The organism is Shewanella sp. 6_MG-2023 (assembly GCF_030547195.1).
Lineage (GTDB): Bacteria > Pseudomonadota > Gammaproteobacteria > Enterobacterales > Shewanellaceae > Shewanella.
Genome location: NZ_JAUOQU010000016.1, coordinates 83,381 through 107,470, shown reverse-complemented (window position 1 = coordinate 107,470; position 24,090 = coordinate 83,381). Strand labels below are relative to the sequence as shown.

Genomic DNA, 24,090 nt, shown 5'->3' with positions numbered 1-24,090 from the left:
CACATGGTCAATGATGTTCCCGACATCATCATGACATTTCCCAAATCCCTATGGGTCAGATGTGAAAGAGCGACCTTATGTGCAGATACAACTGCGAGACGCTGCATTCTTTATATAAATCAAAAGGTCCCTGTAAGCTCTGCCAAAACAAATAACATCCATGTTAAACGGCCAGTTCGGCATCCATGCCTCTCGCTCAGAGCGCTTCACACTGTGAAACTTCGCCATGTTTTGGTCAAATTTGTTCCAGACAAATAATGACATTCCCACCATCCTTGGCGGTCAGAAGCTCGCTGCTGCATCTACACCGGGATTATTATCTCTTCGATTTGACTTTATTAGTGGGAATAAAAAGGCTAAAAAGCAGAAAATCTATTTGCCTCCGACTCAATTTGAATTGAGGACTTTGAAGAAAATAGCGTGAGATTGGCATGGATGCCAATATAGCCTCAGTTAAGCCATGGATGGCGCATCTGAGGCGTTAGCATTTTCAAATATGACCGAAGAACACTACAAGCGAAGTCAAAAGCTGGATCAATCCCCGTTGAAAACATGCGATTTTCAGCATTTTTCGTTGGGGCCTGAGGGTTTGTTAAGGGCTTATTTTGTAAAATGTGAGCGCTTTCCCCCTTGACTCTGCTCTTTGCAAAAGAAGGGGCGAAGCGCCACGACGTTAATCCAAACAAAGTTTGGAAAGACTTAAAGAAAACTTGCGATTTATAACTCGTATAAGTGAAGCACCACGACTTTTTTGTTCAAACTGGCAAACTAGATTTGGGTCACTAAATCGTTAGGGAAGTTTGCCGTGGTGAGTTCTGCCAACTTAAACAACTCATGACGTTTCGAACTTTGTTGTCTTAGTTTCAATCTTTATTGTCTAGTTTCAGACTTTAATGTACATCGACAGGAAAATGAATAACACCAAGCGCGCTTAAGCAAATAAGTGCCTTAGTAAGGGTTTATCCGCTGTGTCTCTACTTCACCATACAATGTTGGTAAATGTTCTCCCATTGCAGGTAAGTGAGCTCAATACTCGCTTCACTGTCACAACAGTAAGCGTCACCCTTTGGGCACACCTTTTCAGTGATATCAGCTAATTGCTCAGTAACACAGCCAGATAAGTACTCGTTACTTAATACCATATTGTTAAGTTGTTGCCGCTGCACAAGGGGAATAGCTAATGAATCCTGCGGCGCAATAACGCAATCAGACGACGCTAAAGAGAGTAACGCGGCAGTGATGAGTCCTTTCATATTAACTCCAATATAATTAAATCAATTATACGATAGCCATTGTAGCCACTGCACAGCAAGGTTTTATTCGAATTAGTTGATTATATCCTTTGCGCTAATCGAAAATTACTATAGTGTGGTTATTCAATTGTTTCGTCATTTATATTTTTCTAGATATTTGGCTTAGCTTTAGCTACCCAACTAGGACAAATAATGACGACCCCTGTACGCGTTCGCTATCACACCATTGAAATTGGTGACAACGATATTCACTTATGTACCCTTCGAGATAAACAGCAATTTAGTGACGATAACAACACAGCTAAAGACTTAGGTATTTCTTCGGCGCTATGGCCCATTTTTGGGGTAGTCTGGCCTTCCAGTATGGTACTGGCAAATCACATGCTTGATTATCAAACTCAAGGTAAACGCATTTTAGAGATTGGTTGTGGTATCGGCCTTTCAAGCTTACTGTTAAACCAAAGAGCCGATGATATTACCGCCACCGATTATCACCCTGAGGTTGAAGGTTTTCTATTAAGAAATACCCAACTCAATAACGACAAATCGATAAACTTTGAACGAGTCGATTGGGCTGATGACAACAGTGATTTAGGTCAGTTCGATTTAATCATCGGCAGTGATTTATTGTACGAAGATGAGCATATTGCCTTGCTGGCTTACTTCATTCAAGCCCATGCCAAACGCCAATGTGAAATTGTTATTGTCGATCCCGGTCGTGGCCGAAAAAACAAACTCACCACCAAGATGGATGAATACGGCTTTAGCCATAATCATATCAAACCCATTCACACTGATTATTTAACACAACAATTCAAAGGCCATATTTTGCGCTTTTCAAGAGAGAGCTAGTGCAGTTAAATTTCGCTTAGCAGTCTAGTATATACTCATAAAAAATCACGCTCTGCTCTGTAATGGCTTGCTGGGTAAAGCCCAGCTTTAAAAGTAATTTAGCTGATGCTTGGTTACTTTTGTCTACCCCAGCGATTAATTTACGCCATTGAAGTTGATCCCGGGAAAATTCAATCACTCCTGTGAGTAACTCGCTTCCATAGCCTTTTTTCCAATAATGCTCACCCAGTAAATAACCGATATGGGCTGTTTTTTCATCAGCAAGATACATAAAGACTAATCCCATCATTAAGCCTGTATCAGTCGCATCAACCCGACATAAACGGCTTTGTGCTAGCATTTCATCAAGCCAGTACTCGGCGGCTGGTAGTGAGTTTAGCTGCTGAAAATTAGCAGGAAGATGATTAACCACTGCAGGTGTCAACAACGCCATAAGCTGTATCAAGAGTGCGGATGACTGCGATGTTAACTCTGATGCAGACTCTGACGATGTCATATCAGAAGATATTTCCCTTATTAGCAGCCTCGCTGTTTGCAAATTTATCTTCACCTGATGGCTCCTATTTATGGCCATTAACAAAGCAAACCCCATTAATAATACGGAGTAACTGCAGGCTATCTTATCATTTAGCGCTATTAAAATTTGCTTTGGTTAGTACCAAAGTGACATCTAGCCATCATTAAGCTGCAATAATATGGCATTAACTCAGCCAATCACTACCATCCTCAGCCTAAGTAAGGTATAACGGCGCCATGAAAACTCCTAAACGTATACAACCACTGGTTGATGATGGCCTTATTGACGAAGTCGTAAGCCAATTAATGAGCGGTAAAGAAGCCACCGTTTATATGGTTCGCTGTGGAAATGAAATCCGCTGCGCCAAAGTGTATAAAGAAGCCATTAAACGGAGCTTCAAAAAAGCAGCGCAATATCAAGAAGGTAGAAAAAGTCGCAATAGCCGTCGCAGCCGTGCAATGGAAAAAGGTTCCAGCTACGGCCGTGAGCAGCAAGAAAATGCCTGGCAAAATGCCGAAGTAGATGCCTTGTATAAATGTGCTGACGCCAATATTCGAGTGCCTGTCCCCTATGGCTGCTTTGAAGGTGTGCTGATAATGGAACTGATCACTGATGGTCAAGGTGATGTGGCCCCGCGTTTAAATGATATTGTGTTAAGCGCAGAACAAGCGTTACAAGATCACGCCACCATGATGGGGTATGTCACTCGTATGTTGTGTGCCGGCATCGTCCATGGTGACTTATCGGAATTTAATGTACTGCAAGATGACCATGGACCTGTGATTATCGATCTGCCCCAAGCCGTCGATGCTTCAGCCAATAATAATGCCAAGGTCATGCTAGAACGTGACGTTAACAATATGACCCGCTATTACTCGCAGTTTGCACCTGAGCTTGCTTTAACAAAGTATGCCAAGGAAATGTGGAGCTTATATGAGAAAGGCGACTTACTGCCTGATACCAAGCTTAGCGGTGAATTTGAAGAGGATACCAGCGCTGCTGATGTCAATTCAGTGCTAGAAGAAATTCAAGCAGCCTTTGAAGAAGAACTAGAGCGCCGCGAACGCATTAGTGAGCCTGAAGAGCTTTAACGCCCTCACACTTAATTTCGACTGTAAATAAAAACGGCGCTGATAGCGCCGTTTTAATACTCAAGAGTTAACTCATCGACCTAGTGGTCGTTTTTACCCCACAGCCATGCTGCACCACGCACCCCAGATGATGCGCCATATTCGTTTTTAACCACTAAGGTGTCGCACTCGCGGCCAACCACATACTTAGGTAATACTTTTGGCAATTCAGTGTATATCGCATCAATATTAGATACGCCGCCACCTAATACAATCACATCAGGGTCGAGCATATTAATCAGGTGTGCCAATGAGCGTGCTAAACGATCGATAAAGCGCACAAATGCTTGGGTCGCTAACGGATGACCATCAGCCATCATTTGCGAAATTTGAATGCCACTGTCAGCTTCACCACCAGCACGGCGGAAATCACGAACAAAGCCAGTGCCTGAAATAAAGGTCTCGATGCAATCTTTGTTGCCACAAAAACACGATGTAGAATTAAATTCGTCCGAAGTCATCCACGGCAAAGGATTATGACCCCATTCACCACCAATGCCATTACCGCCGCCATGAACTTTACCATTTATCGCTAAACCGCCACCGCAGCCTGTACCAATAATCACCCCAAAGACCACATCTTTGCCTGCGGCTGCGCCATCAACAGCTTCAGATACCGCAAAACAGTTAGCATCGTTTGCTACCCGCACTTCTCTATCAAGACGAGCGCTTAAATCTTTATCAAGTGGGTGACCATTAATCCAAGTTGAATTCGAATTTTTAACCAAACCCGTTAACGGTGATACCACCCCTGGGATCCCCACACCCAAACTGCCAGTTTGCTGAGTTTCGGCTTCAGCATCATTAACTAAGCCTACTATGGCATCAAGGGTTTCAGGGTAGTTTTTAGGTGTTGGAATACGTTTACGAAATAGCTCTGAACTATCTTCGGCTAGCGCCACCACTTCAATCTTTGTCCCGCCAAGGTCAATACCCATGCGCATCATAGTAACTCTCTCCATATCGTTAGAATCTGTTATTCACCAAAATGAGTGTGCCGCAATAGCTATTATTGAGCTGATAAAAGGCTAACGGTTTCAAGTTAGACACTTTTGCAATGACTCGTTTATATAGCTACCTTGCAAACCATGCTGGTGACGCCGCAATAAAATACGGATTTAAAATATTTTCTTTTTGGTTGTAATCAAGGGACGTTAATTCAGGATAACGCACTACCTGACCACCAGCGCCTTCAACGACAGCTTGCGCTGCAGCGGTATCCCACTCACTGGTTAGCCCCAGTCTTGGATACACATCAGCAATGCCTTCTGCCACCATACAAAACTTTAATGAGCTACCAACACTTTGTATTTGGTGCTCGCCCACATCCTTAAGGAACTCTTCAAGCCCAGGGCTGATATGGGAGCGACTGCCCACCACCACAGGTACAGGGCTGACTGTTTGTTGGCTAATATCTAACTGTTGCTGTTGCCCTTGATACTCAAGCCATGCGCCTTGACCCACAATGGCTGAATAACATTTGTGTAATACCGGCGCGTATACCACTCCTACCATAGCGCGGCCTTGATGAACTAAGGCAATATTGACGGTAAACTCACCGTTGCGCTTAATAAACTCTTTGGTGCCATCTAGTGGGTCAATTAACCAATAAGTTTGCCATTCTTTACGTTCTGACCAAGGGATATCAGCGGCTTCTTCGCTCATGATCTTAATGTCAGCAAATTGCTGAGCTAATGCGTTAACAATCACATTATGACTGGCAATATCCGCAGCGGTCACTGGGCTATCATCTTGTTTTTGCGTTACTTGCAAGTCGGTGTCTGAATACACTTGCATAATTGCATCACCAGCCAATTTGGCAATCTCAACCACTTTAGTGAGATGCTGCTGGGTAAACAGCGGTTTCGTAAATGGCTGCTGCGCATCATCTTGCTCTGAAAAACTAAATACCTTCAAGGTTCATCCTTATGAATACGTTAACCTGTGGTTAACTCAAATCACTTAGCGCTATTATGCCAGTTGCTCACAAGATGATTTATAACTATTTAGTTTGTCTTAGAAATAACAATGTTAGTTAACTTTTCACTAGCATAAATATCAAGGTAGCTCTGCCACGCCTCTGAGTTAATTTTTGCTACTAATATGCAACATCGTTTACAGATAGTAAGCCAAGTGCCCCTTGCATAAAAGGCACAATGGCTTAGCTGCATTCGTATTCAAACTGATTTAAAACAATGTTATTTAGTTAGCTGCACATTATCTACTTGCATAACCACCCCATTTTGATTGCCCCAAGCCGGAAAAATCACTAATGGGGTATCAACTTGGGTTAAATCTAAACTTGAGCCAGCATGGCTAAAAAGGTCTGCAAGCGCTAACTTATAATGGGTCCAAGTGGCAATATCGGGCGTAGTAATGGCAAAGTCACCAGAGCTACAGGGATGGCCACAATCGACCTTGATATTAAAGTCGCGCTGGCTTCGAGGATCTGTCAGCACATTGACATCAAACTCAACAAAACTAAATTGGCTAACATCTTGACCTAATCCGGTGCTTTGGTAATAAACCACGGCTTCATCGGTATTAAAACTAAATTGAGTTACAGCGCCATAATCACCACCAGCATCAACTTGAGCGATATCGACTGAACCATTAGCGGCGTAATGTCCTATGCTATATGGCGGTTTTACTTCATTGTCATAAATAACCAACTCATCCACTTCAACTACTTGATATTCATAGCGCACATTATCAATTTGCAGGCTGATGTTACCTAGCGCTTCAATCACAAACGGATTCACTACCACAGCTAAGTCAGCCACGCTGCCAGGCGAAAACCGATTGCCACTGGCGACTAATTCTGCGATAGATATTTTTACTTCAGTCCAAGTATTAAGCTCTGGCAGAGTGACGTTAATATCACTGACATTAGGCCAACCACTGTCAATTTTAACCAGCAGCTCGACATTATCGTCGATAGATAACAGGTTAATATCAAAGACTAAATAGCCATTATTGGCCCAGTGAGACAAATCGGCTGTGGGAGGGTAAGAGAAATAAGCATTACCCGTCGCGCCCACTTTATCCATTTGCAGCACCTCACCGCGACCTTCTACTGTCAGCGTCTGCAAGGTAATACTGCCATCGGGGTTATAGCTATCAAGCGCTAACCCTTGGGCTAGTGCATCGTCAAACATGATAAATTCTGGTCCTGCGCCAATGTCAGTGCTGGGGGTCGTGATCGCTGGCGGCTGATGGCCTTCTACCACTGCTGCGGCCTCATCAATAGTGGCACAACCACTGCCTGTTGTTGGCGCGACACTGCATTCATACACGCGCACATAATCCACCTCCATGGTTTGTGGAAATACCGACTCATCCACCCCAGTGTTGTTGACATTACCCGCCCAAGTACCGCCAACGGCAAAATTGAGGATCATGTGAAACGCTTGATTGTAAGGTGCATCTTCAGGGGCTTGTTGTAAAATCCCCTCAGCATCAGTGTATTGACTGTACCAACCCGTTGAGCGCTGAGTGGCAAAATGCACATCATCCACATACCAGCGAATTTCATCTTGCTCCCATTCAAGGGCATAAACATGAAAATCATCGGCAGGATTTGCGCCGTGTGGCAAACTGTACTCTGCGCCAGAATAGACATTGCCAGGCCAAGCTTTACCATAATGCAAAGTGCCATGAACCCGGCTTTCAGGTGTCTGGGACTCATCGCCATTGGTGATCACTTTCAGATTAACCGCTTCCATAATATCGATTTCGCCAGAGCCTGCCCAAGGACCATAAACCCAGTCAGTGGGCAACATCCAAATGGCCGGCCAAGTGCCCTGACCTTGTGGCATTTTGGCTTTAATTTCAAAGCGGCCATATTTCCAATCGCCTTTATGGGTCGAATCTAAACGCGCCGAAGTGTAAGGCTGCTGTTTTGAAGTGTCATTGGCATCGTAATTAGGATCGCCCAATGCTACTGCAGGGCCATTAAAATCTTCCCGCAGAGCGGTAATCACTAACTTACCATCAACCACTTGGCTGTTATCAGCGCGCTGGGTATAACATTGTAATTCTTCGTTGCCGCCGCCATAACAGTTATGGGCTAAATTCCATTTAGTGGCATCAATCTCAGCGCCGTCAAATTCGTCACTCCACACCAATGACCAGCTTGCGTTTTCTTGCCCTGAACCCGTGTCTGAATCAGAGTCTGAGCCAGAGTCTACTGGCGCTTGCTCTGATTCAACTTCAGGCTCAGTTTCAGTCTCATTATCTGAGCCACATCCTATTAGCAGCAGCGCAGTTAAACTCGCCGCGCTAATGACTTTAGCGGATGAAAAAGCCTGGCTTAGAGCCAAATTTAACGGTAATTTTCTATTGAACATTCTTGATTCCCCAATCGCAAAATATCTAAAAAATTCCAGCAAAATGCCCTACAAACTCAATTGTAAGCTCAACGTCATTGGTGGATTAACATGCCCGCTAAGAGGATCTTAGCGGGTTAACTCATTCAGGTTTGATAAATACTTAAACCAGAATGCCTACTGCCGCTAACGATTACTGCTCGTTAGTGGCACATGAAATAGTGGCTTGTTCAGCGCCATTTGGCACTATAACTAAATCACTAAAACTCACTTCTGCTGCGCCTACCGTTGAAAGGTAAAACGGCGTATTGATTTTGCCAAAGTCCAGTTGCTGCTCTTTAAAACATTGCAAATCAACACTGATGGTTTGCCATGTATCAATGGCGACGCTATTAAGCTGCTCGGTAATATCAACATCAGCGCGGCAATCTCTATCGCATGCCATACCCAGTAATAATGGCTGCTCAAGTTTTTTAGCAGTTTTAATCATTACGCTCAGGGCGGCATTGCTATTCGAGTAAGCTCGTAAGTCCCGCGGGAAGTTACTAATTAACCCCACAAAGCCTAATCCTGAGCCGTTAAAGCTAATTAAGCGGGCATCTTCTTGAACTTGCTTATCAAAGGTGCGCAGCGTAACCACATCATTAGACTGAATACTACTACTGACTGTATCCATTGACGTTTCTGTGCCTATCATCAAGCGCCAAGGTGCTTTTACAGCACGTTCAAATAATGGTAATGCTTCAAGCTTATCATCGGTAGCAAAGTTATCTTCAGATAAGGTGTTAGCGACCACATTACTCGGAACCTCAGTGTTGATGTCAGCGCCATAATGCAAGCCATAGCCATAGCCAAATAAAGGCGCGTAGTCTTTATCAAACACATTCACTTTGGTTTGTTGCGGGCGAGTCGGCCAAGAGAAAGACAATTTACCTGCAAAGTTTTCATTAACCTCGCCATTAGCTTGGCTCAATAACACTTGAGCCACCCCGTCACCTTCAGTACCAGGAAGCCAAGCTGCCACAAATGCATCAGATGCATTTAACTCAGCATTGACCCACATAGGACGGCCACTGATAAACACTGCTACCACAGGAATACCTTGGGCTTTAAGCGACTTTAGTAAAGCTAAATCACGTTTATCACCACGCTGATATTCAAGGTTATCAATATCACCATTGCCTTCGGCATAAGGCTCTTCACCAAATACCACAATCGCTACATCGGGCTTATTCGCAGCCTCAAATGCACCATCAACGCTTAACCAAGTTTGACCACCTGCAGCTTTAACCGTTTGCTCAATACCAGCATAAATTGAAGTTGCACCAGGAAAGTCTTCATTTAAGTTATCAGTACCCTGCCAAGTAATACTCCAGCCACCCGATTGCTTACCGATGTTGTCTGCAGCATCACCTGCCACTAAGATTTTGGCACTAGGCGAAATAGGTAAAATGTTATTATTGTTTTTCAGCAACACTAACGATTCTCGTACAGCTTGTCTGGCAACGTCGCGATGCTCTTTGGCACCAATTAACTCAGTTTTACCTGAAATGGCACGATTAGCAGGGCTTGGTTTTTCAAATAACCCAGCGCGGATTTTTACCCGTAAAATACGGCGCACCGCATCATCGATACGAGATTGCGCAATCACACCGTTTTTGACTTGGGCAATGGTATTTTCATACAAAGGCTTCCAAGCACTGGTTGGCACCATGTACACATCTAAACCAGCATTGACGGCCTGTGCGCAAGACTCATTGGTGCAACCTGCCACTTGTCCGTGACCATTCCAGTCACCAACCACAAAACCATCAAAGCCCATTTTGTCTTTTAATACATCGTTTAATAGATATTTATCACCATGAATTTTACTGCCATGCCAGCTATTAAAAGATGCCATCACCGTTTGTGCTCCTGCAGTTAAGCCGCCCACATAACCTTGGGCATGAATATCAAATAATTCCTGCTCAGTCGCTAGGTTATCGCCTTGATCGATACCTTTTTCAGTGCCGCCATCGCCAAGGAAATGCTTTACGGTTGAAATAACATGCTGGTCTGATAAAAAGTCTTCGCCAACGGCGCCCTGCAGGCCTTCAACAATTGAATGAGAGTATGACTTTACGATTTGTGGGTCTTCAGAATAACCTTCATAAGTACGACCCCAGCGGTCATCCCTTACAACGGCCACTGTTGGCGCAAATACCCAATCAATACCGGTTACCATGACTTCTTTGGCGGTAATGGCAGCTATTTGCTTAATTAACTCAGGATTATTGGCTGCGCCTAAACCGATATTGTGCGGGAATAAAGTCGCGCCAATGACATTGTTATGGCCATGGACTGCATCTGTGCCCCACGTAGTAGGTATCGCAATACCATCTACACTGTCATCCATCGACGCTTGATACATTTTTTCAGCAAGTTCAATCCAGTCTGATGGCGTGGCATGTTTATCATCATTTGGATAAGCACCGCCGCCATTTAAATAAGAGCCGAAACCGTATTTACGCATATCTTCCACAGTAATGTCGCGAATTTCAGGCTGGATCATTTGCGCGACTTTTTGCTCTAAGGTCATGGTCGCCATCAGCTTATCGATACGCGTTTCAAGGACAACATCTTTAGCAAATGGAATAGCAAGTGTTGGCCAAATATCAATATTGGTTGCCGCTGTTGCTTTTATGATAGAAGCTTGTGCCACAGTTTCCGCTGCGCTAGTAACTTCGCTACTAGACTCTGTCGTTACGGGTTTGACTTCATCTTGACCACACGCACTTAAGCCAACCAACACCGTCAAAACCTGCGCGGGCAGCGTTAATCGCTTAAATGTATTCATTGAGTTTACTGTTCTCATAATCACGCCTTTTAAAATCGTTTTTTATGTAATTTGTTTATGTAAGTTTTTTGATACAAATCATACAGTTCTAAAATCAAACGCTTTGTGGTCGTGTAGCCTTGCTACCCACTAAGCCGTAATAAGCAATAAATGCATAACAAATTAACGGCAATGCAAATGCTAATTGAATGCCTAAGCTGTCAGCCATAATGCCCTGCAGTAATGGCACTATCGCGCCGCCGACAATAGCCAGGCACAACACCCCTGAACCTTGGCTGGTATATTGCTTTAAATCTTGTAGCGCTAAACTAAAGATGGTTGGGAACATAATCGAGTTACATAAGCCCACTAATAATAAGGCCCACATCGCCGTGGTGCCTTCTGCAAACATGGCAACAGCGACCAATAGCACCGCACAAGTGGCATTAAAGGCCAGCACTTTACCTGCTGAGATTTTTTGCATCACTAGCGCACCAATAAAGCGACCCACCATTGCGCCGCCAAAATAGTAAGCAATATAGTTAGCCGCCTCTGCTTCAGTAAAGCCGCCAATATCTGGCTGAGTTAAAAAGTTAATTAAAAAGCTGCCGATACCCACTTCTGCGCCGACATAAACAAAAATACCCACAGCCCCTAAGACTAAATGAGGATATTTCCACGCACTGCCGCTACTTGTCCCTGAGGTATTTGTTGGTTTAATCCCTAACACTGGTAATTTTAAAATCATAAAGACAACCGCTAACACACATAAGGCACCCGCTAACATCAAGTAAGGCACCTGAACGGTGCTGGCATGATGTACTGCTTCAATGGCAGGATCGCTGTTGTGAGTTAAGCTACTTAAAATTAACCAACTGCCAAAAAATGGCGCCACTGTGGTACCAAGAGAATTAAAAGCTTGAGTCATGGTTAAACGTGATGATGCGGTTTCAGCAGGACCTAAAGCACTGACATAAGGATTGGCTGCAACCTGTAAAATGGTAATGCCTGACGCTAACACAAAAAATGCGCTTAAAAACATCCAGTAAGATGCATAACTTGCTGAAGGGTAGAACATTAAACAACCAACACAAGCAATAGCTAAGCCGGTAACAATCCCTTTTTGATAACCAATTTTTCCCACCAAATGCCCTGCGGGAATTGAGACAATAAAATAGGCGCCGAAGAAACAAAACTGCACCAACATTGCTTGGGTGTAGTTAAGTTCGAACATATCTTTCAGGTAAGGAATAAGAATATCATTGAGGCAAGTTAAAAAGCCCCACATAAAAAATAATGACGTTAATGCCACCAGCGCAAAACGAAAATTTCCTGTTTGATGAACATTGCCAATATCACTATTGATTGGTTCAGCAACCCCATTTGAAGGTGCACTAGCCATAACATTTCCTCATTTATTGTTATTTATTTTGGGTAAATGACTATCAATTAAATTAACATTTTCATTGATAGGCACACCAAAGATTGTGTAAATCAATTATTGACCTTTTGTTAATTAATCACTAACCTCGATGTAAGCGCTTTCATTTTTAACATACCGATAACGAATGTCAACGATTTTTCGCAGTAAAAATCGGATTTTAAACTGCTAAGCACACTGAGACTCGCACTTTTAAGTCACTCTGACCTAAACACGCGAAAAACTTATTAAGCGAATGAAAAATATGAAAATATCTTTACCATCAAATTCAAAAATGCACACAAAAGAGTTCACTTTTGGGGTGGCAACTGCTTCTTTTCAAATTGAAGGCGCCGCCGATACCCGCCTCCCTTGCATATGGGATACCTTCTGTGCAACGGCCGGTAAAATTCGTGATGGTTCAGACGGGAAACACGCTTGTGAGCATGTGGCATTATTCAAAGATGATGTGCAATTAATCGAATCTTTAGGCGTTGATGCCTACCGATTATCAATTTCTTGGCCACGAGTCATTAAGCAAGATGGTAGCCTCAATCAACAAGGTGTCGACTTTTATATCAACTTAATTGATGAGTTAAATAGCCGCGGTATAAAGGTTTACGCCACCTTGTATCATTGGGACTTACCGCAGCATATTGAAGATCAAGGTGGCTGGCTCAATCGTCAAACCGCATACTTATTTGCAGACTACGCAGATAAAATCACCCAAGCTTTAGGTGACAAAGTCTATTCTTACGCCACCTTAAATGAACCTTTTTGCAGTTCATACTTAGGTTATGAAGTGGGTGTTCATGCCCCAGGGCTTGCCAGCAAAGCATTTGGCCGTCAATCAGCCCATCACTTATTACTGGCCCATGGCTTGGCTTTAAAGGTCATTCAACAAAATTGTCCTAATGCATTAAACGGTATCGTGCTTAATTTCACCCCTTGCTATCCATTAACTGACACTGATGCCGATATAAAAGCCGCTCAAACCGCCGATGATTATTTTAACCAGTGGTATATGAAGCCAATAATGGACGGTGAATACCCTGCAATTATTCATGATTTTGATGATGCAGATAAACCTGACATTCAAGCAGGTGACATGGAGATTATTAAGCAGCCACTGGACTTCTTAGGGATTAACTTTTATACCCGCGCAGTTTATAGCACTTGTGATAAAAATGAATTTGTTCAAGTTGATATGAAAGATGCCCCTAAAACCGATATAGGTTGGGAAATCTACCCAAGTGCATTTACTGACTTACTGACTAGTTTAAATAGTACATATACATTACCGCCTGTTTATATCACTGAAAATGGTGCCGCCATGGACGATAAAATTGTTAATAACCAAGTTGATGATTTAGATCGTCTTGAGTATTACCAAGCTCACTTAAACGCTGTAAATGATGCAATTAACCAAGGCGTTAATGTCGTCGGTTATTTCGCTTGGAGTTTAATGGATAACTTTGAATGGGCTGAAGGCTATTTAAAACGTTTTGGAATCGTGTATGTTGATTATCAAACTCAGCAGCGCACCATTAAAAGAAGTGGCTTAGCTTATCGCGACTTTATCAGTCAACGTCAATAAAGACTGTGGGTTAACTTTGCACCACATCTAAGTTAACTAGAACAATATTTAAAGCCGATAACTAAAAACAGCACAACCATAATAATGACCCGGAAGAGGTTCGCATGATTAGCGTTAAAGAAAAAATAGCCTATGGATTAGGTGATACCGCCAGCAATATTGTGTTTCAGACCGTAATGCTATTTTTAACTTTTTTCTATACTGATATTTTTGGCATTTCACCGGCCTTTGTCGGCACCATGTTCCTAGCAGTTAGGGTAATTGATGCGATTACCGATCCTTTGATGGGCGCCTTAACCGACAGAACCAATACCCGCTGGGGTAAGTTTAGGCCTTACTTACTGTGGTTTGCGCTACCCTTTGGATTAATCAGTGTGCTGGCTTTTACGACACCTGATTTAGCTGAAGAAGGCAAAATGATCTATGCCTTCGTCACTTACACTGCGTTAATGATGGTCTACACCGCCATTAACATTCCCTATTGCGCTTTGGGCGGAGTGTTAACTGCCGATCCTAAAGAGCGTGTGTCAGTACAATCTTATCGTTTTGTTTTTGCCATGCTAGGCGGATTAATGGTGTCAGGATTGACGCTACCATTAGTTGAGTTTTTCGGCCAAGGCGATCAAGCCAAAGGTTATCAGCTGACCATTGCCGCCATGAGTTTTCTTGGCGTGATCATGTTCTTACTGTGTTTTGTCGGCACCAAAGAGCGCTTACATCCTCCGCAAGATCAAAATTCGACGCTTAAAGCAGATTTCAAAAACCTATTAAAAAATGACCAATGGCGCGTGCTTTCTGTGGCAGCAATTTGCTTATTATCTGGCATGGTTTTAAAAACCAGTTTAGCGATTTATTACGTCAAGTATTACCTCAACTTACCAGACATGATCACCTGGTTTATTACTTTAGGCATGATTGGAAATATTTTCGGCTGTATTTTGGCGCAACCACTCGCTAAAAGAGTGTGTAAAGTAAAAGCCTATATCACCATTCAAATCATTGCCGCCATTTTATGCGTCGCCGCGTATTTTGTCTCAAGTGAGCAAGTGGAACTCGCCTTTGCGCTTTATATTCTATGGGGCTTTACCTTTAATATGGGTACCCCGCTACTATGGGCCAAAATGGCTGATGCGGTTGATTATGGCCAATTCAAAACTGGGGTAAGAATTACCGGGATGATTTATTCATCGGTTATTTTCTTCATCAAATTAGGGGTGGCAATTGGCGGTGCTGCTGCGGGTTGGTTACTGGCAATGTATGGCTATCAAGCTGATACTGAGTTAACTGAAACCACTAAACAGGGCATTTTAATTTCATTTACCTTATACCCTGCTATTGGCTCAATTATCGTGGCTGTGGTTATGCGCTGGTACACTCTTGATAATCAGGAAGTTGAAAGAGTGCATTTAGCCATCACTAAATAAATAGCTAAATAAGAAGTAGTTAACTAATTAGCTACTTCGAGATATTGAATATCGTTAACTGCTTCTCGATAATGATGAATACAAATATCAATATAAAATCCGTATTGCTGAAGGTTTAAGGCTTTATTGCCACATAAAATAAAGAATTAAGCACTAAGTGAAGGTTTTTTTAGTGATTATGCTAAATAGTTCATGGTAGGCTAATCGCCGCTTAAATGATTATCTAATACGGAAAGCTTAAATAGGGATATATGGCAACAATATATGATGTATCTGTCTTGGCGGGTGTTTCACTTGCGACTGTGTCGCGAGTGATGAATAACAACACCAAAGTCAGCGACAAGACCAAACAAAAAGTATTAAGCGCAATGGAGCAATTGGGTTATCGACCTAACTCTATCGCGCAGTCATTAGCATCTAACCGCTCAAACAGTATTGGGGTGTTAGTGTCTCAATTAGATGGCCCCTATTACGGCCCTATGATGACCGAAATTGAAACAGCCCTCAGAACGGCCAATAAACACGTTATTATTGCCGCTGGTCATAGTGTCGAATCCCAAGAAAAAGAAGGCGTTGAGTTTTTAATGAGTCGCGGTTGTGATGCGTTAATTCTTGATGTTGAAGCTGTAGACGATGACTACCTTATAAAGCTTTGCCAAGGCCCAACGCCCATTGTATTAATTAACCGCTACATTGAAGAAATCAGTGATGCCTGCGTTTACTTAGATAATGAACTGGGTGGCTATTTAGCCACTAAACACATTCTCAGCCATGGACATAAAGCTATTGCTTATATCTCAGGCCCTAAATTTAAACTCGATGCCAAGGACCGCTTGCGTGGCCATCAACGGGCATTAACAGAATTTGATCTCAAGTTTGATGAGCAATTGTGCTTTGAGGGTGACTTTAAAGAGCACAGTGGCAGTTTGGCGATGGAACACTTACTTAGCGTCAATAAACCCTTTACTGCTGTGGTATGTGCCAATGACCAAATGGCCTCTGGTGCTATTGCTGTTTGTCTTGAACGCGGCATGAAGATCCCCCAAGACTTATCTTTTGTGGGTTACGATAATATTCCTTTCCCGCAATATATCTCCCCGAAGCTCACCACGGTTAATAACCCAATCCACGAAATGGGTAAAATGGCGGCATTTTGGGTATTAAAACATGTTTATAATAATACCAGCGCCAATGTAGAAAATACCTTTACTCCTCAGCTGGTGGTTAGAAACTCTGCGACAGCGCCAATCAAATAGATGATAACTAAAGCACAGCATATTAATTGTTATCAGTGGTGATATAGCCACTGATACAACTGGGTTATAACCCTCCTAGTACCCGCACACGCTAATCTTTTAAACCTATAAGTCAGCAATCCTCAATAGTAAGCTCATTAATCGTCAGCCCTATCGCTAATGCTGCCTGCCAAATACCGTTTTTATCGCTGCAATTGCGGCATTTTTTGAGCTTTTTAATTATCAATCTAGATTACTCTTTTTACTCTCTAACAGCCTAATTAACTGATAAAAATCCCCCCTAAAGCCAAGCTAAACACTGTTCACTAAAGCTGCAATTGTACGTTTTTAAGAATCAGCTTCCATTTATGGCAATAAACAGCTCCCAAGCACATATTTTTACAAATTTATGTAAGCGCTATCACAAAAAATATTTTTATCTAACTATTTTAAAAAAGCAATAGAAACACAATTTACCAGATTAATAACAATAACTTACTGGAAACCCCTAACATTTTCACAAAAAAAATGGTTAATGAGTTGTAATCTTTATGCTAAATAATGTTGACGCTGTTAACAAATTAATCTAGTTTTATGTAAGCGCTTACATAGTGTTTTACACAAAGCCTTAACCAAGCGCTAACAAAATGATGAATAAAGAACGTTACGAATTAATCGTAACCCGAATAAAAAATCAGAGAGTAGTAGCCTGAATTCGAAGTCGAGGGGAGACTTAGATGAAACCTAGAACATTTAGAAAAACCAGAATTGCCACTAGCTTGTCGGTAGTACTGAGCGCAAGTACCATGATGCCAGCATTTGCAGCAGATGAAGTTGTTGCCGATGAAAACATCGAAGTACTTAAGGTCACTGGTATCCGTGGTAGCTTAATTAAATCGATGGATTTAAAACGCAGCTCTAACGGTGTTGTTGATGCAATTAACGCAGAAGATATTGGTAAGTTCCCGGACAGTAACTTAGCAGAGTCTTTACAACGTATTACTGGTGTATCAATTGACAGACAAAACGGTGAAGGTAGCCGCGTTTCTGTGCGTGGTTTTGGTCCAGACCAAAACTTAGTGATGCTCAATGGCCGTCAAATGCCTGTGACAACCGGTTCTCGTTCATTTGATTTTGCCAACATTGCCTCAGAAGCCATTAGCGCTGTTGAAGTTGAAAAAACTAGCCAAGCTAAAAACTCAACTGGTGGTATGGGCGCAACAATCAATGTTCTAACTCATCGCCCGTTAAGCTCTCCTGGTTTAAAAGCCAGTTTCGGCGTGAAAGCCGTAGATGATACTTCTACCGATGAAGGCTCTATCACGCCTGAACTTTCTGGTATTTACTCAAATACCTTTGCTGATGGCAAATTCGGTATCTCAATTTCAGCCAGTTATCAAGAACGTGAAAGCGGTAATCAGCAAGCCCAAGTGGGTACCGGCTGGCGTAGCTTCCCTGGTATTGTTGACCAAGATTGGGGTGGCAGCAATGCTGAGTGGGGCGGCGTACCAAAAGATGACAATCAAATTAACCGTCCAGGTGAAGGCGATGTTTACTCGGTACCGCAAACCACAGTCTACCGTTTTGAAGAGCAACAACGTGCCCGTACCAACGGTCAGTTAGTATTGCAGTACGAACCAATCGATTCTCTTCGTGCTACGTTAGATTACACTTACATGCAAAACGACATCGATACTCAATCACATGATGTATCGGCATGGTTTAACTTTGTTCCAACTCAAGAAAGTACTTGGTCTGATGGGCCAGTATCTTCGCCATTAGTTTACTCTGAAATCTATCCTGATGGCGGCGCCGATTTATCTATGGCGGCAGGCGATTATGGTACTCGTGATGAAAGTGGTTCAATTGGCTTTAACTTAGAGTGGGATGCAACTGATAACTTATTCTTATCATTGGATTACCATAGCTCTGTGGCAGAACGCTCACCGAACAATAAAAACGGTAGTAGTAGTAACTTAAGTACTGCAGCGTTTATTCGTACTAGTGCGGCAACTGACTTTACTGGTGATGTACCTGTACTTGCTGTCGGCGGCGGTAATCAAGTTCGCCCAGAAGACATGCGCGTAACTGGTTCGGTATTTGGTAATGCTCGTAATAAATCAGAAATTGACCAATTACAAATTAATGGTACTTACATCTTTGAAGAAGCCGGTAGCATTGACTTTGGTATTGCAGCAACTGACGTAAACAACCTTTCGCAATCCGTAAACGTACAACGTAATGACTGGGGCGGCGTTGGCGCTGAAGGGGACTTTGACCCAGCTTGGTTCCCAGCAGGCAGCGTGCAAGATAAATTTGACGGTTCACAAGGTGACTTCTCAGATTATCAAGGTTCAGCATCTATTGACCCACAAGATGTGATTTTCTTATGGGACTTTGAAGCAGTTCGTGCCCGCGCTGCTGAATTATATGGTTCAACTGCAATTGGTGATTGTGGTAATGGTTTCTGCCCATCAACAGATTACGCCAGCGATACTAACCGCTTTACACAAGAAGAGTCTCAATCAGCTTATATCCAATATAACTACGAAGGCGACATAGGTGACATGCCGTTTGACGTTCACTTTGGTGTCCGTTATGAGCAAACAGATGTTGAATCAAACTCTGCTGTTTCATCATATGATGAAGCAACTTGGATTGCGGAAACTGAGATTGCCCTTGGAAGCAGTGGTTCTGGGAATGACAATCGAGTGACTCAAAACCAAACGGGTGAATATGATTACTTCTTACCCAGCTTTAACTTCAATATTGAAGTGGTAGAAGATGTCATGTTACGTGCTGCGTACAGTGAAACAATTGGTCGCCCTGATTATATCTCGATACAAGGTGGTACCACAGTTGGCACACTTGCAAACCGTGGCGGTGGTAGTGGCGAAGCAGGTAATCCAAGCTTGTTGCCGTTAGAGTCTGAAAATATTGACTTTTCAGCTGAGTGGTACTATGACAATGCCAGTTATGTTTCAGTAGGTTATTTCAGAAAAGATGTGACTAACTTTATTGATAATAACGCTTATAACTCTGACATTTATGAGATTCCAGATCCATCAAATGGGGTATACGTTCAAGAAGCCATTGCTGCAGGGGCAACAACAGCGAATGAACAACGTCAGTGGATTTATGACACTTACGGTGCAACAGATCCAAACGTTACGATAAATCCTGATAATGGCAATATTGAAATTACCGGTAATCCTGGTGACCCAAGTATAAACTTCATTATCACCGCGCCAACAAACACCAATGAAAGCTCTGTGATTGATGGTTGGGAATTTGCAGTACAGCACTTCTTTGGTGAGTCAGGCTTTGGTTTACAAGCTAACTACACCTTAGTTAATGCCGGTGATGATTTTGATAATACTAACTTAGGTCGCCCTGACAGTGTCTCTCGTGCAGCTGATGCGCCACAAAAAGTATTAACGAATATCAGTGATACTGCCAACATTGTTGCTATGTATGAAGACTATGGTTTCTCAGCACGTTTAGCGTGGAACTGGCGTGATGAGTTCTTAAACTCTACCGGCAATGATACTGGTGCTAACCCCACTTATACTGAAGAATACTCACAACTTGATTTTAATATCGGTTATGACATTGCGGCAGTAGAAGGCTTAACCGTGTTCTTCGAAGGTCTTAATATTACCAACGAAAACACCCGTACCCATGGTCGTTCGTACACAGAAGTACTTAACTACACCCAAACAGGTGCACGTTATAGCTTAGGTGCGCGTTACACATTCTAATGTGTATGTAAATCTATCAAAAAGTAAGGTCGTTTGAGGTGACCCCATGGTCACCTCTTTTTTTAAGCTACATCCATTAGCAACAAGGACGTTGCACTTTTTTATCAAACTACTGAATACAGATTTCACTAACTATCCCTTGTAAGTGACTGAAAATTATTCGATGCTGTTTAAGTTAACAACTAAGCCTTAAAGATATTAATAAAAACAATAGGCCCTTTTATGGAACAAGCGATAAATCATATAGTCATTGTCGGTGGCGGCACTGCAGGTTGGATTACAGCAGGTATTCTGGCTGCTGAACATAATGCTGATAATGGCAAACTATCGCCCTCTCCCAAGCTCAACATTACCCTTGTAGAATCCCCTGATGTTGCCACGATTGGCGTTGGCGAAGGCACTTGGCCTTCAATGCGCACCACCTTAAAAAAAATCGGTATCAGTGAAACAGAATTTTTAATCAGTTGCGATGCCAGCTTCAAGCAAGGTTCACGGTTTATTAATTGGACCCATTCGCTGACTGAAAACCACAGCAATAACCCAAGCAATAGTCCAAGCAATAGTCCAAGCAATAAAAGCAGCGATCATTATCTACACCCGTTTAGCCTGCCGATGGGCACTAACGAAATTGATTTATGCCCCTATTGGTTACCCCACCGTGACCAAGTCAGCTTTGCTGATGCTGTCGGTCAGCAAAACCAACTGAGTCAGCTATTTTTAGCGCCTAAGCAAATAACCACTGCTGAGTATCAATTTCAAAATAATTACGGTTACCATTTAAACGCCGGTAAATTTAGTCAACTGCTACAAAAGCATTGCACTGAAAAACTCGGCGTCAGCCATATACGCGATCACGTCACGGCTATTCATAAAAAAGACAACGGCGACATTGGCTATTTAGCCACTAAACACTCAGGTGAAATTGCAGCTGACTTATTTGTTGATTGCACTGGGGTGAAATCATTACTTTTGGGCGAGCAACTTGAAGTGCCATTCATTTGCCAAAAGGCAGTGTTATTTAATGACTCAGCCCTAGCGGTACAAGTCCCCTACCCTGAGCCTGAAACAGATATCGCTTCATGTACCCATTCAACCGCGCAAACTAATGGCTGGATTTGGGATATCGGCTTACCCACACGCCGCGGTGTTGGACATGTGTACTCGTCGAGTCATACAACGCAAGCTGAGGCGGAGCAACAACTGATCGATTATCTAAAACCGACCGCGGGGTTAGATGTTGATAATCTCAACATTAGAGCGCTTTCCATCGCCCCAGGTCATAGGCAGGTGTGCTGGAAAAACAACTGTATGGCTATTGGTATGGCTTCAGGCTTTATTGAGCCCTTAGAGGCATCGGCATTAGCCTTAGTTGAATGGAGCGCTAATACCCTTGCGCAGCAACTCCCTGCTAACCGTCAGGTGATGGATATTGTATCGGCTAGAGTGAATAAGCGTTTTCAGCAACATTGGCAACAAATTATCGAGTTTTTGAAATTGCATTATGTGCTGAGTAAACGCAGTGACAGTGACTATTGGCATGATCATCGTGAATCATCCACCATTCCTGATAGCTTGCAAGAGCAGTTACAACTATGGCAGACCCAGCCTCCAAGCCGTCATGACATTCAACATACTGATGTGCTGTTTCCGGCTGCGAGCTTTCAATTTGTGCTTTACGGAATGGGCTTTGAAACACAAATGCCAAACCAATTAAAACCTTCTTTACAAAATAGAGCTCAGCAATTATTTGCCGACAATATCAAACGTACCCAAGGTTTAAAGCAAGTATTACCGAGTAATCGAGAATTACTTAATAAAATCCAACAATATGGGTTATCTCGTATTTAGCACCCAACCCATTGATAAATTATAACGACAACATAAACAGCAATGACTGTACTTGATTAGGATGTCAGCATGAACAAACCAGTATTACTCAATAGCGTCGACCACAAAGATTTGAAAATCAACACTGAGCGCTCAGCAAAGTACGGTGATAATTTATGGTACACGGTAACTTTCCCGTTAGAATTTCGCAGTGTGCAGGCTAATTATCCGATCTTTTTTCAAAAAGACAGCCAAACGGGTCAATTCTATTCGGTGGCGTTATTTGGCTTCCAACACAAAGAAAACCTGTTCTTACAAGATGGTAAATGGAATGCATCATATATCCCACTAACCGTGCGTCGTCAGCCATTTCTAATTGGTCAACAAAAAGTGACTGAAGATGGCGTTGAGCAGATGCAACGAGTGATCCACCTCGACCCTAACCACCCTCGGATCAATGAAACTGAAGGCGAAGCCTTATTTTTCCCTTATGGTGGTAATACCCCCTATTTAGATGAAGTAGGCGATATGCTTGAGGCGATTCACCATGGTTTAAGTGACAGTAAACAGTTCATCGATACCTTAATCAAATTAGAATTACTGGAGTCTTTCACCCTAGATGTGCAATTAGATAATGGTGAAAAACATCAAATGATTGGTTTTTATACCATTAATGAAGACACCTTAGCGGGGTTATCAGCAGAAGTGCTTGGCGAGTTGCATCAACATGGCTATCTCAATGCCATCTATATGGCGCTGGCATCACAATCTAATATCAGACAATTACTTAATTTCAAAAATGCCCAAAACAGCTAAATCTCATTAAATTGGATTTACAACAAAAATTAAGTTCTTGATAGGATGTAAGGTAATGAGCATGGCACTAAATCAGACAGCAAAGCAGACGGTAAAAGTCATAGATGATTGTCCATTAGAAGATATTCAAGCTGTGATTGAGGCAATGAATATTGAAAACACCGTTCAGCCCGTTATCTTTAAAGGTGCTTGCCGCCATTGGCCGCTGGTTCAGGCAGGTTTAGATTCTGCTAAATCAGCCGCTGACTACCTGTTGTCTTTTTATCAAGAAACGCCGGTTACTGCCTATTATGTTGCGCCTGAACATAAAGGCAGAGTTTTTTATAATGAGCAGGTCAATGGCTTTAATTACCAAGCCAGCCAACTCAACTTAAGACAAGTGATTGATAAGTTATTTGCCCACCAAGATGATCAATTGCCGCCAAGTATTTATATGGGCTCCACCGAGATAAACCATTTTTTGCCCGGACTTGCGGCTGAAAATAGCGTTAATATCGACCCCATAAAACCACTCACCAGTGTCTGGCTTGGTAATCAATCTCGCATCGCTGCCCACTTTGATTTTCCACAAAACCTCGCTTGTAATGTTGTCGGAAAACGCACCTTTACTCTTTTCCCACCTGAACAGGTGGCCAATTTATATATTGGCCCGATGGAGTTTGCCCCCGGCGGACAAGAAATTAGCATGGTGGACTTCGATAATCCTGACTTTGAGCGTTTCCCTAAATTTACCCACGCATTAGCGGCCTCACAAACCGCTGAATTAGAAGCTGGTGACGTACTCTATGTTCCAAGTATGTGGTGGCACCATGTGGCGGGTAATCAAGCCTTTAATGTGCTTATTACCCACTGGTGGCGTGACAGTCCAGGTTATTTAGGTAGACCCAATAATGCCCTAGCCTTGGCGATGCTGAGTTTACGCTCATTACCAAAAGCGCAGCGCCAAGCATGGAAAGCCATGTTTGAGCATTATGTTTTTGACCATGATGACGACGATGTAGCGCACATCCCTAAAGAGGCTCAAGGGATGCAAACCAAACCGCTAGATGAGCTCAATGCACGTAAATTAAGAGCTGATTTAATCAATAAATTAAAACGCTAACCGCTTTTGCCAA

Annotated in this window: 16 protein-coding genes; 9 read left to right on the top strand and 7 right to left on the bottom strand. The window is 42.7% G+C overall.

Going from position 1 to position 24,090, the window contains the following annotated elements; genetic code table 11:
* Positions 1 to 974 precede the first annotated feature (974 nt).
* Positions 975 to 1,253 carry a hypothetical protein gene (locus Q4533_RS11215; RefSeq protein ID WP_102476198.1) on the bottom strand — a complete coding sequence of 93 codons (279 nt, stop codon included), beginning with the start codon at positions 1,251 to 1,253 and terminating at the stop codon, positions 975 to 977.
* Positions 1,254 to 1,445: 192 nt separating this feature from the next.
* Between Q4533_RS11215 and Q4533_RS11210 the strand changes: the two genes are divergently transcribed.
* Positions 1,446 to 2,105, top strand: a complete 660-nt coding sequence (locus Q4533_RS11210; protein WP_102439792.1) for a methyltransferase — start codon at positions 1,446 to 1,448, stop codon at positions 2,103 to 2,105.
* Positions 2,106 to 2,121: 16 nt separating this feature from the next.
* On the opposite strand, the gene Q4533_RS11205 is transcribed toward Q4533_RS11210, so the two are convergent.
* A complete protein-coding gene (locus Q4533_RS11205) occupies positions 2,122 to 2,601 on the bottom strand; it encodes a GNAT family N-acetyltransferase (RefSeq protein WP_303502750.1) in 480 nt (159 codons plus the stop codon).
* A 257-nt stretch (positions 2,602 to 2,858) separates the two neighbouring features.
* Here Q4533_RS11205 and Q4533_RS11200 point away from each other — a divergent pair, with 257 nt between their 5' ends.
* Positions 2,859 to 3,713, top strand: coding sequence for a PA4780 family RIO1-like protein kinase (locus Q4533_RS11200; protein ID WP_102439790.1), 855 nt, complete (start codon positions 2,859 to 2,861; stop codon positions 3,711 to 3,713).
* Between the two features lie 80 nt (positions 3,714 to 3,793).
* Here Q4533_RS11200 and mak read toward each other — a convergent pair whose 3' ends face one another.
* From mak to Q4533_RS11175, 5 genes are all read right to left on the bottom strand, one after another.
* Complete coding sequence (gene mak, locus Q4533_RS11195; RefSeq protein WP_303502749.1) at positions 3,794 to 4,699, bottom strand: fructokinase; 906 nt, start codon at positions 4,697 to 4,699, stop codon at positions 3,794 to 3,796.
* Between the two features lie 127 nt (positions 4,700 to 4,826).
* Positions 4,827 to 5,612 (bottom strand): 3'(2'),5'-bisphosphate nucleotidase CysQ, encoded by a 786-nt coding sequence (gene cysQ / locus Q4533_RS11190; protein ID WP_303502753.1) that lies wholly within the window; start codon positions 5,610 to 5,612, stop codon positions 4,827 to 4,829.
* Between the two features lie 338 nt (positions 5,613 to 5,950).
* On the bottom strand, positions 5,951 to 8,101 hold the full coding sequence (locus Q4533_RS11185; protein ID WP_303502748.1) for a glycoside hydrolase family 16 protein: 2,151 nt from the start codon (positions 8,099 to 8,101) through the stop codon (positions 5,951 to 5,953).
* 172 nt (positions 8,102 to 8,273) lie between these two features.
* The gene (locus Q4533_RS11180) at positions 8,274 to 10,934 is read right to left on the bottom strand and encodes an exo 1,3/1,4-beta-D-glucan glucohydrolase (RefSeq protein WP_303502747.1); all 2,661 of its coding nucleotides are present in this window, start codon (positions 10,932 to 10,934) and stop codon (positions 8,274 to 8,276) included.
* 76 nt (positions 10,935 to 11,010) lie between these two features.
* A complete protein-coding gene (locus Q4533_RS11175) occupies positions 11,011 to 12,183 on the bottom strand; it encodes a sugar MFS transporter (protein ID WP_303502752.1) in 1,173 nt (390 codons plus the stop codon).
* Positions 12,184 to 12,580: 397 nt separating this feature from the next.
* Between Q4533_RS11175 and Q4533_RS11170 the strand changes: the two genes are divergently transcribed.
* From Q4533_RS11170 to Q4533_RS11140, 7 genes are all read left to right on the top strand, one after another.
* The gene (locus Q4533_RS11170) at positions 12,581 to 13,912 is read left to right on the top strand and encodes a GH1 family beta-glucosidase (protein ID WP_102439785.1); all 1,332 of its coding nucleotides are present in this window, start codon (positions 12,581 to 12,583) and stop codon (positions 13,910 to 13,912) included.
* 104 nt (positions 13,913 to 14,016) lie between these two features.
* Positions 14,017 to 15,336: a glycoside-pentoside-hexuronide (GPH):cation symporter gene (locus Q4533_RS11165; protein WP_303502746.1), complete on the top strand. Its 1,320-nt coding sequence runs from the start codon at positions 14,017 to 14,019 to the stop codon at positions 15,334 to 15,336.
* A gap of 251 nt (positions 15,337 to 15,587) precedes the next feature.
* Positions 15,588 to 16,592, top strand: a complete 1,005-nt coding sequence (locus Q4533_RS11160; protein ID WP_102439783.1) for a LacI family DNA-binding transcriptional regulator — start codon at positions 15,588 to 15,590, stop codon at positions 16,590 to 16,592.
* 716 nt (positions 16,593 to 17,308) lie between these two features.
* Entirely contained in the window at positions 17,309 to 20,332 is a 3,024-nt protein-coding gene (locus tag Q4533_RS11155) for a TonB-dependent receptor (protein ID WP_303502745.1), read from the top strand.
* Positions 20,333 to 20,554: 222 nt separating this feature from the next.
* Positions 20,555 to 22,180, top strand: a complete 1,626-nt coding sequence (locus Q4533_RS11150) for a tryptophan halogenase family protein (RefSeq protein WP_303502744.1) — start codon at positions 20,555 to 20,557, stop codon at positions 22,178 to 22,180.
* A gap of 69 nt (positions 22,181 to 22,249) precedes the next feature.
* Positions 22,250 to 22,975 (top strand): SapC family protein, encoded by a 726-nt coding sequence (locus Q4533_RS11145; RefSeq protein WP_303502743.1) that lies wholly within the window; start codon positions 22,250 to 22,252, stop codon positions 22,973 to 22,975.
* Positions 22,976 to 23,030: 55 nt separating this feature from the next.
* Complete coding sequence (locus Q4533_RS11140; protein ID WP_102519047.1) at positions 23,031 to 24,077, top strand: cupin-like domain-containing protein; 1,047 nt, start codon at positions 23,031 to 23,033, stop codon at positions 24,075 to 24,077.
* The last annotated feature ends 13 nt before the right edge of the window (positions 24,078 to 24,090 follow it).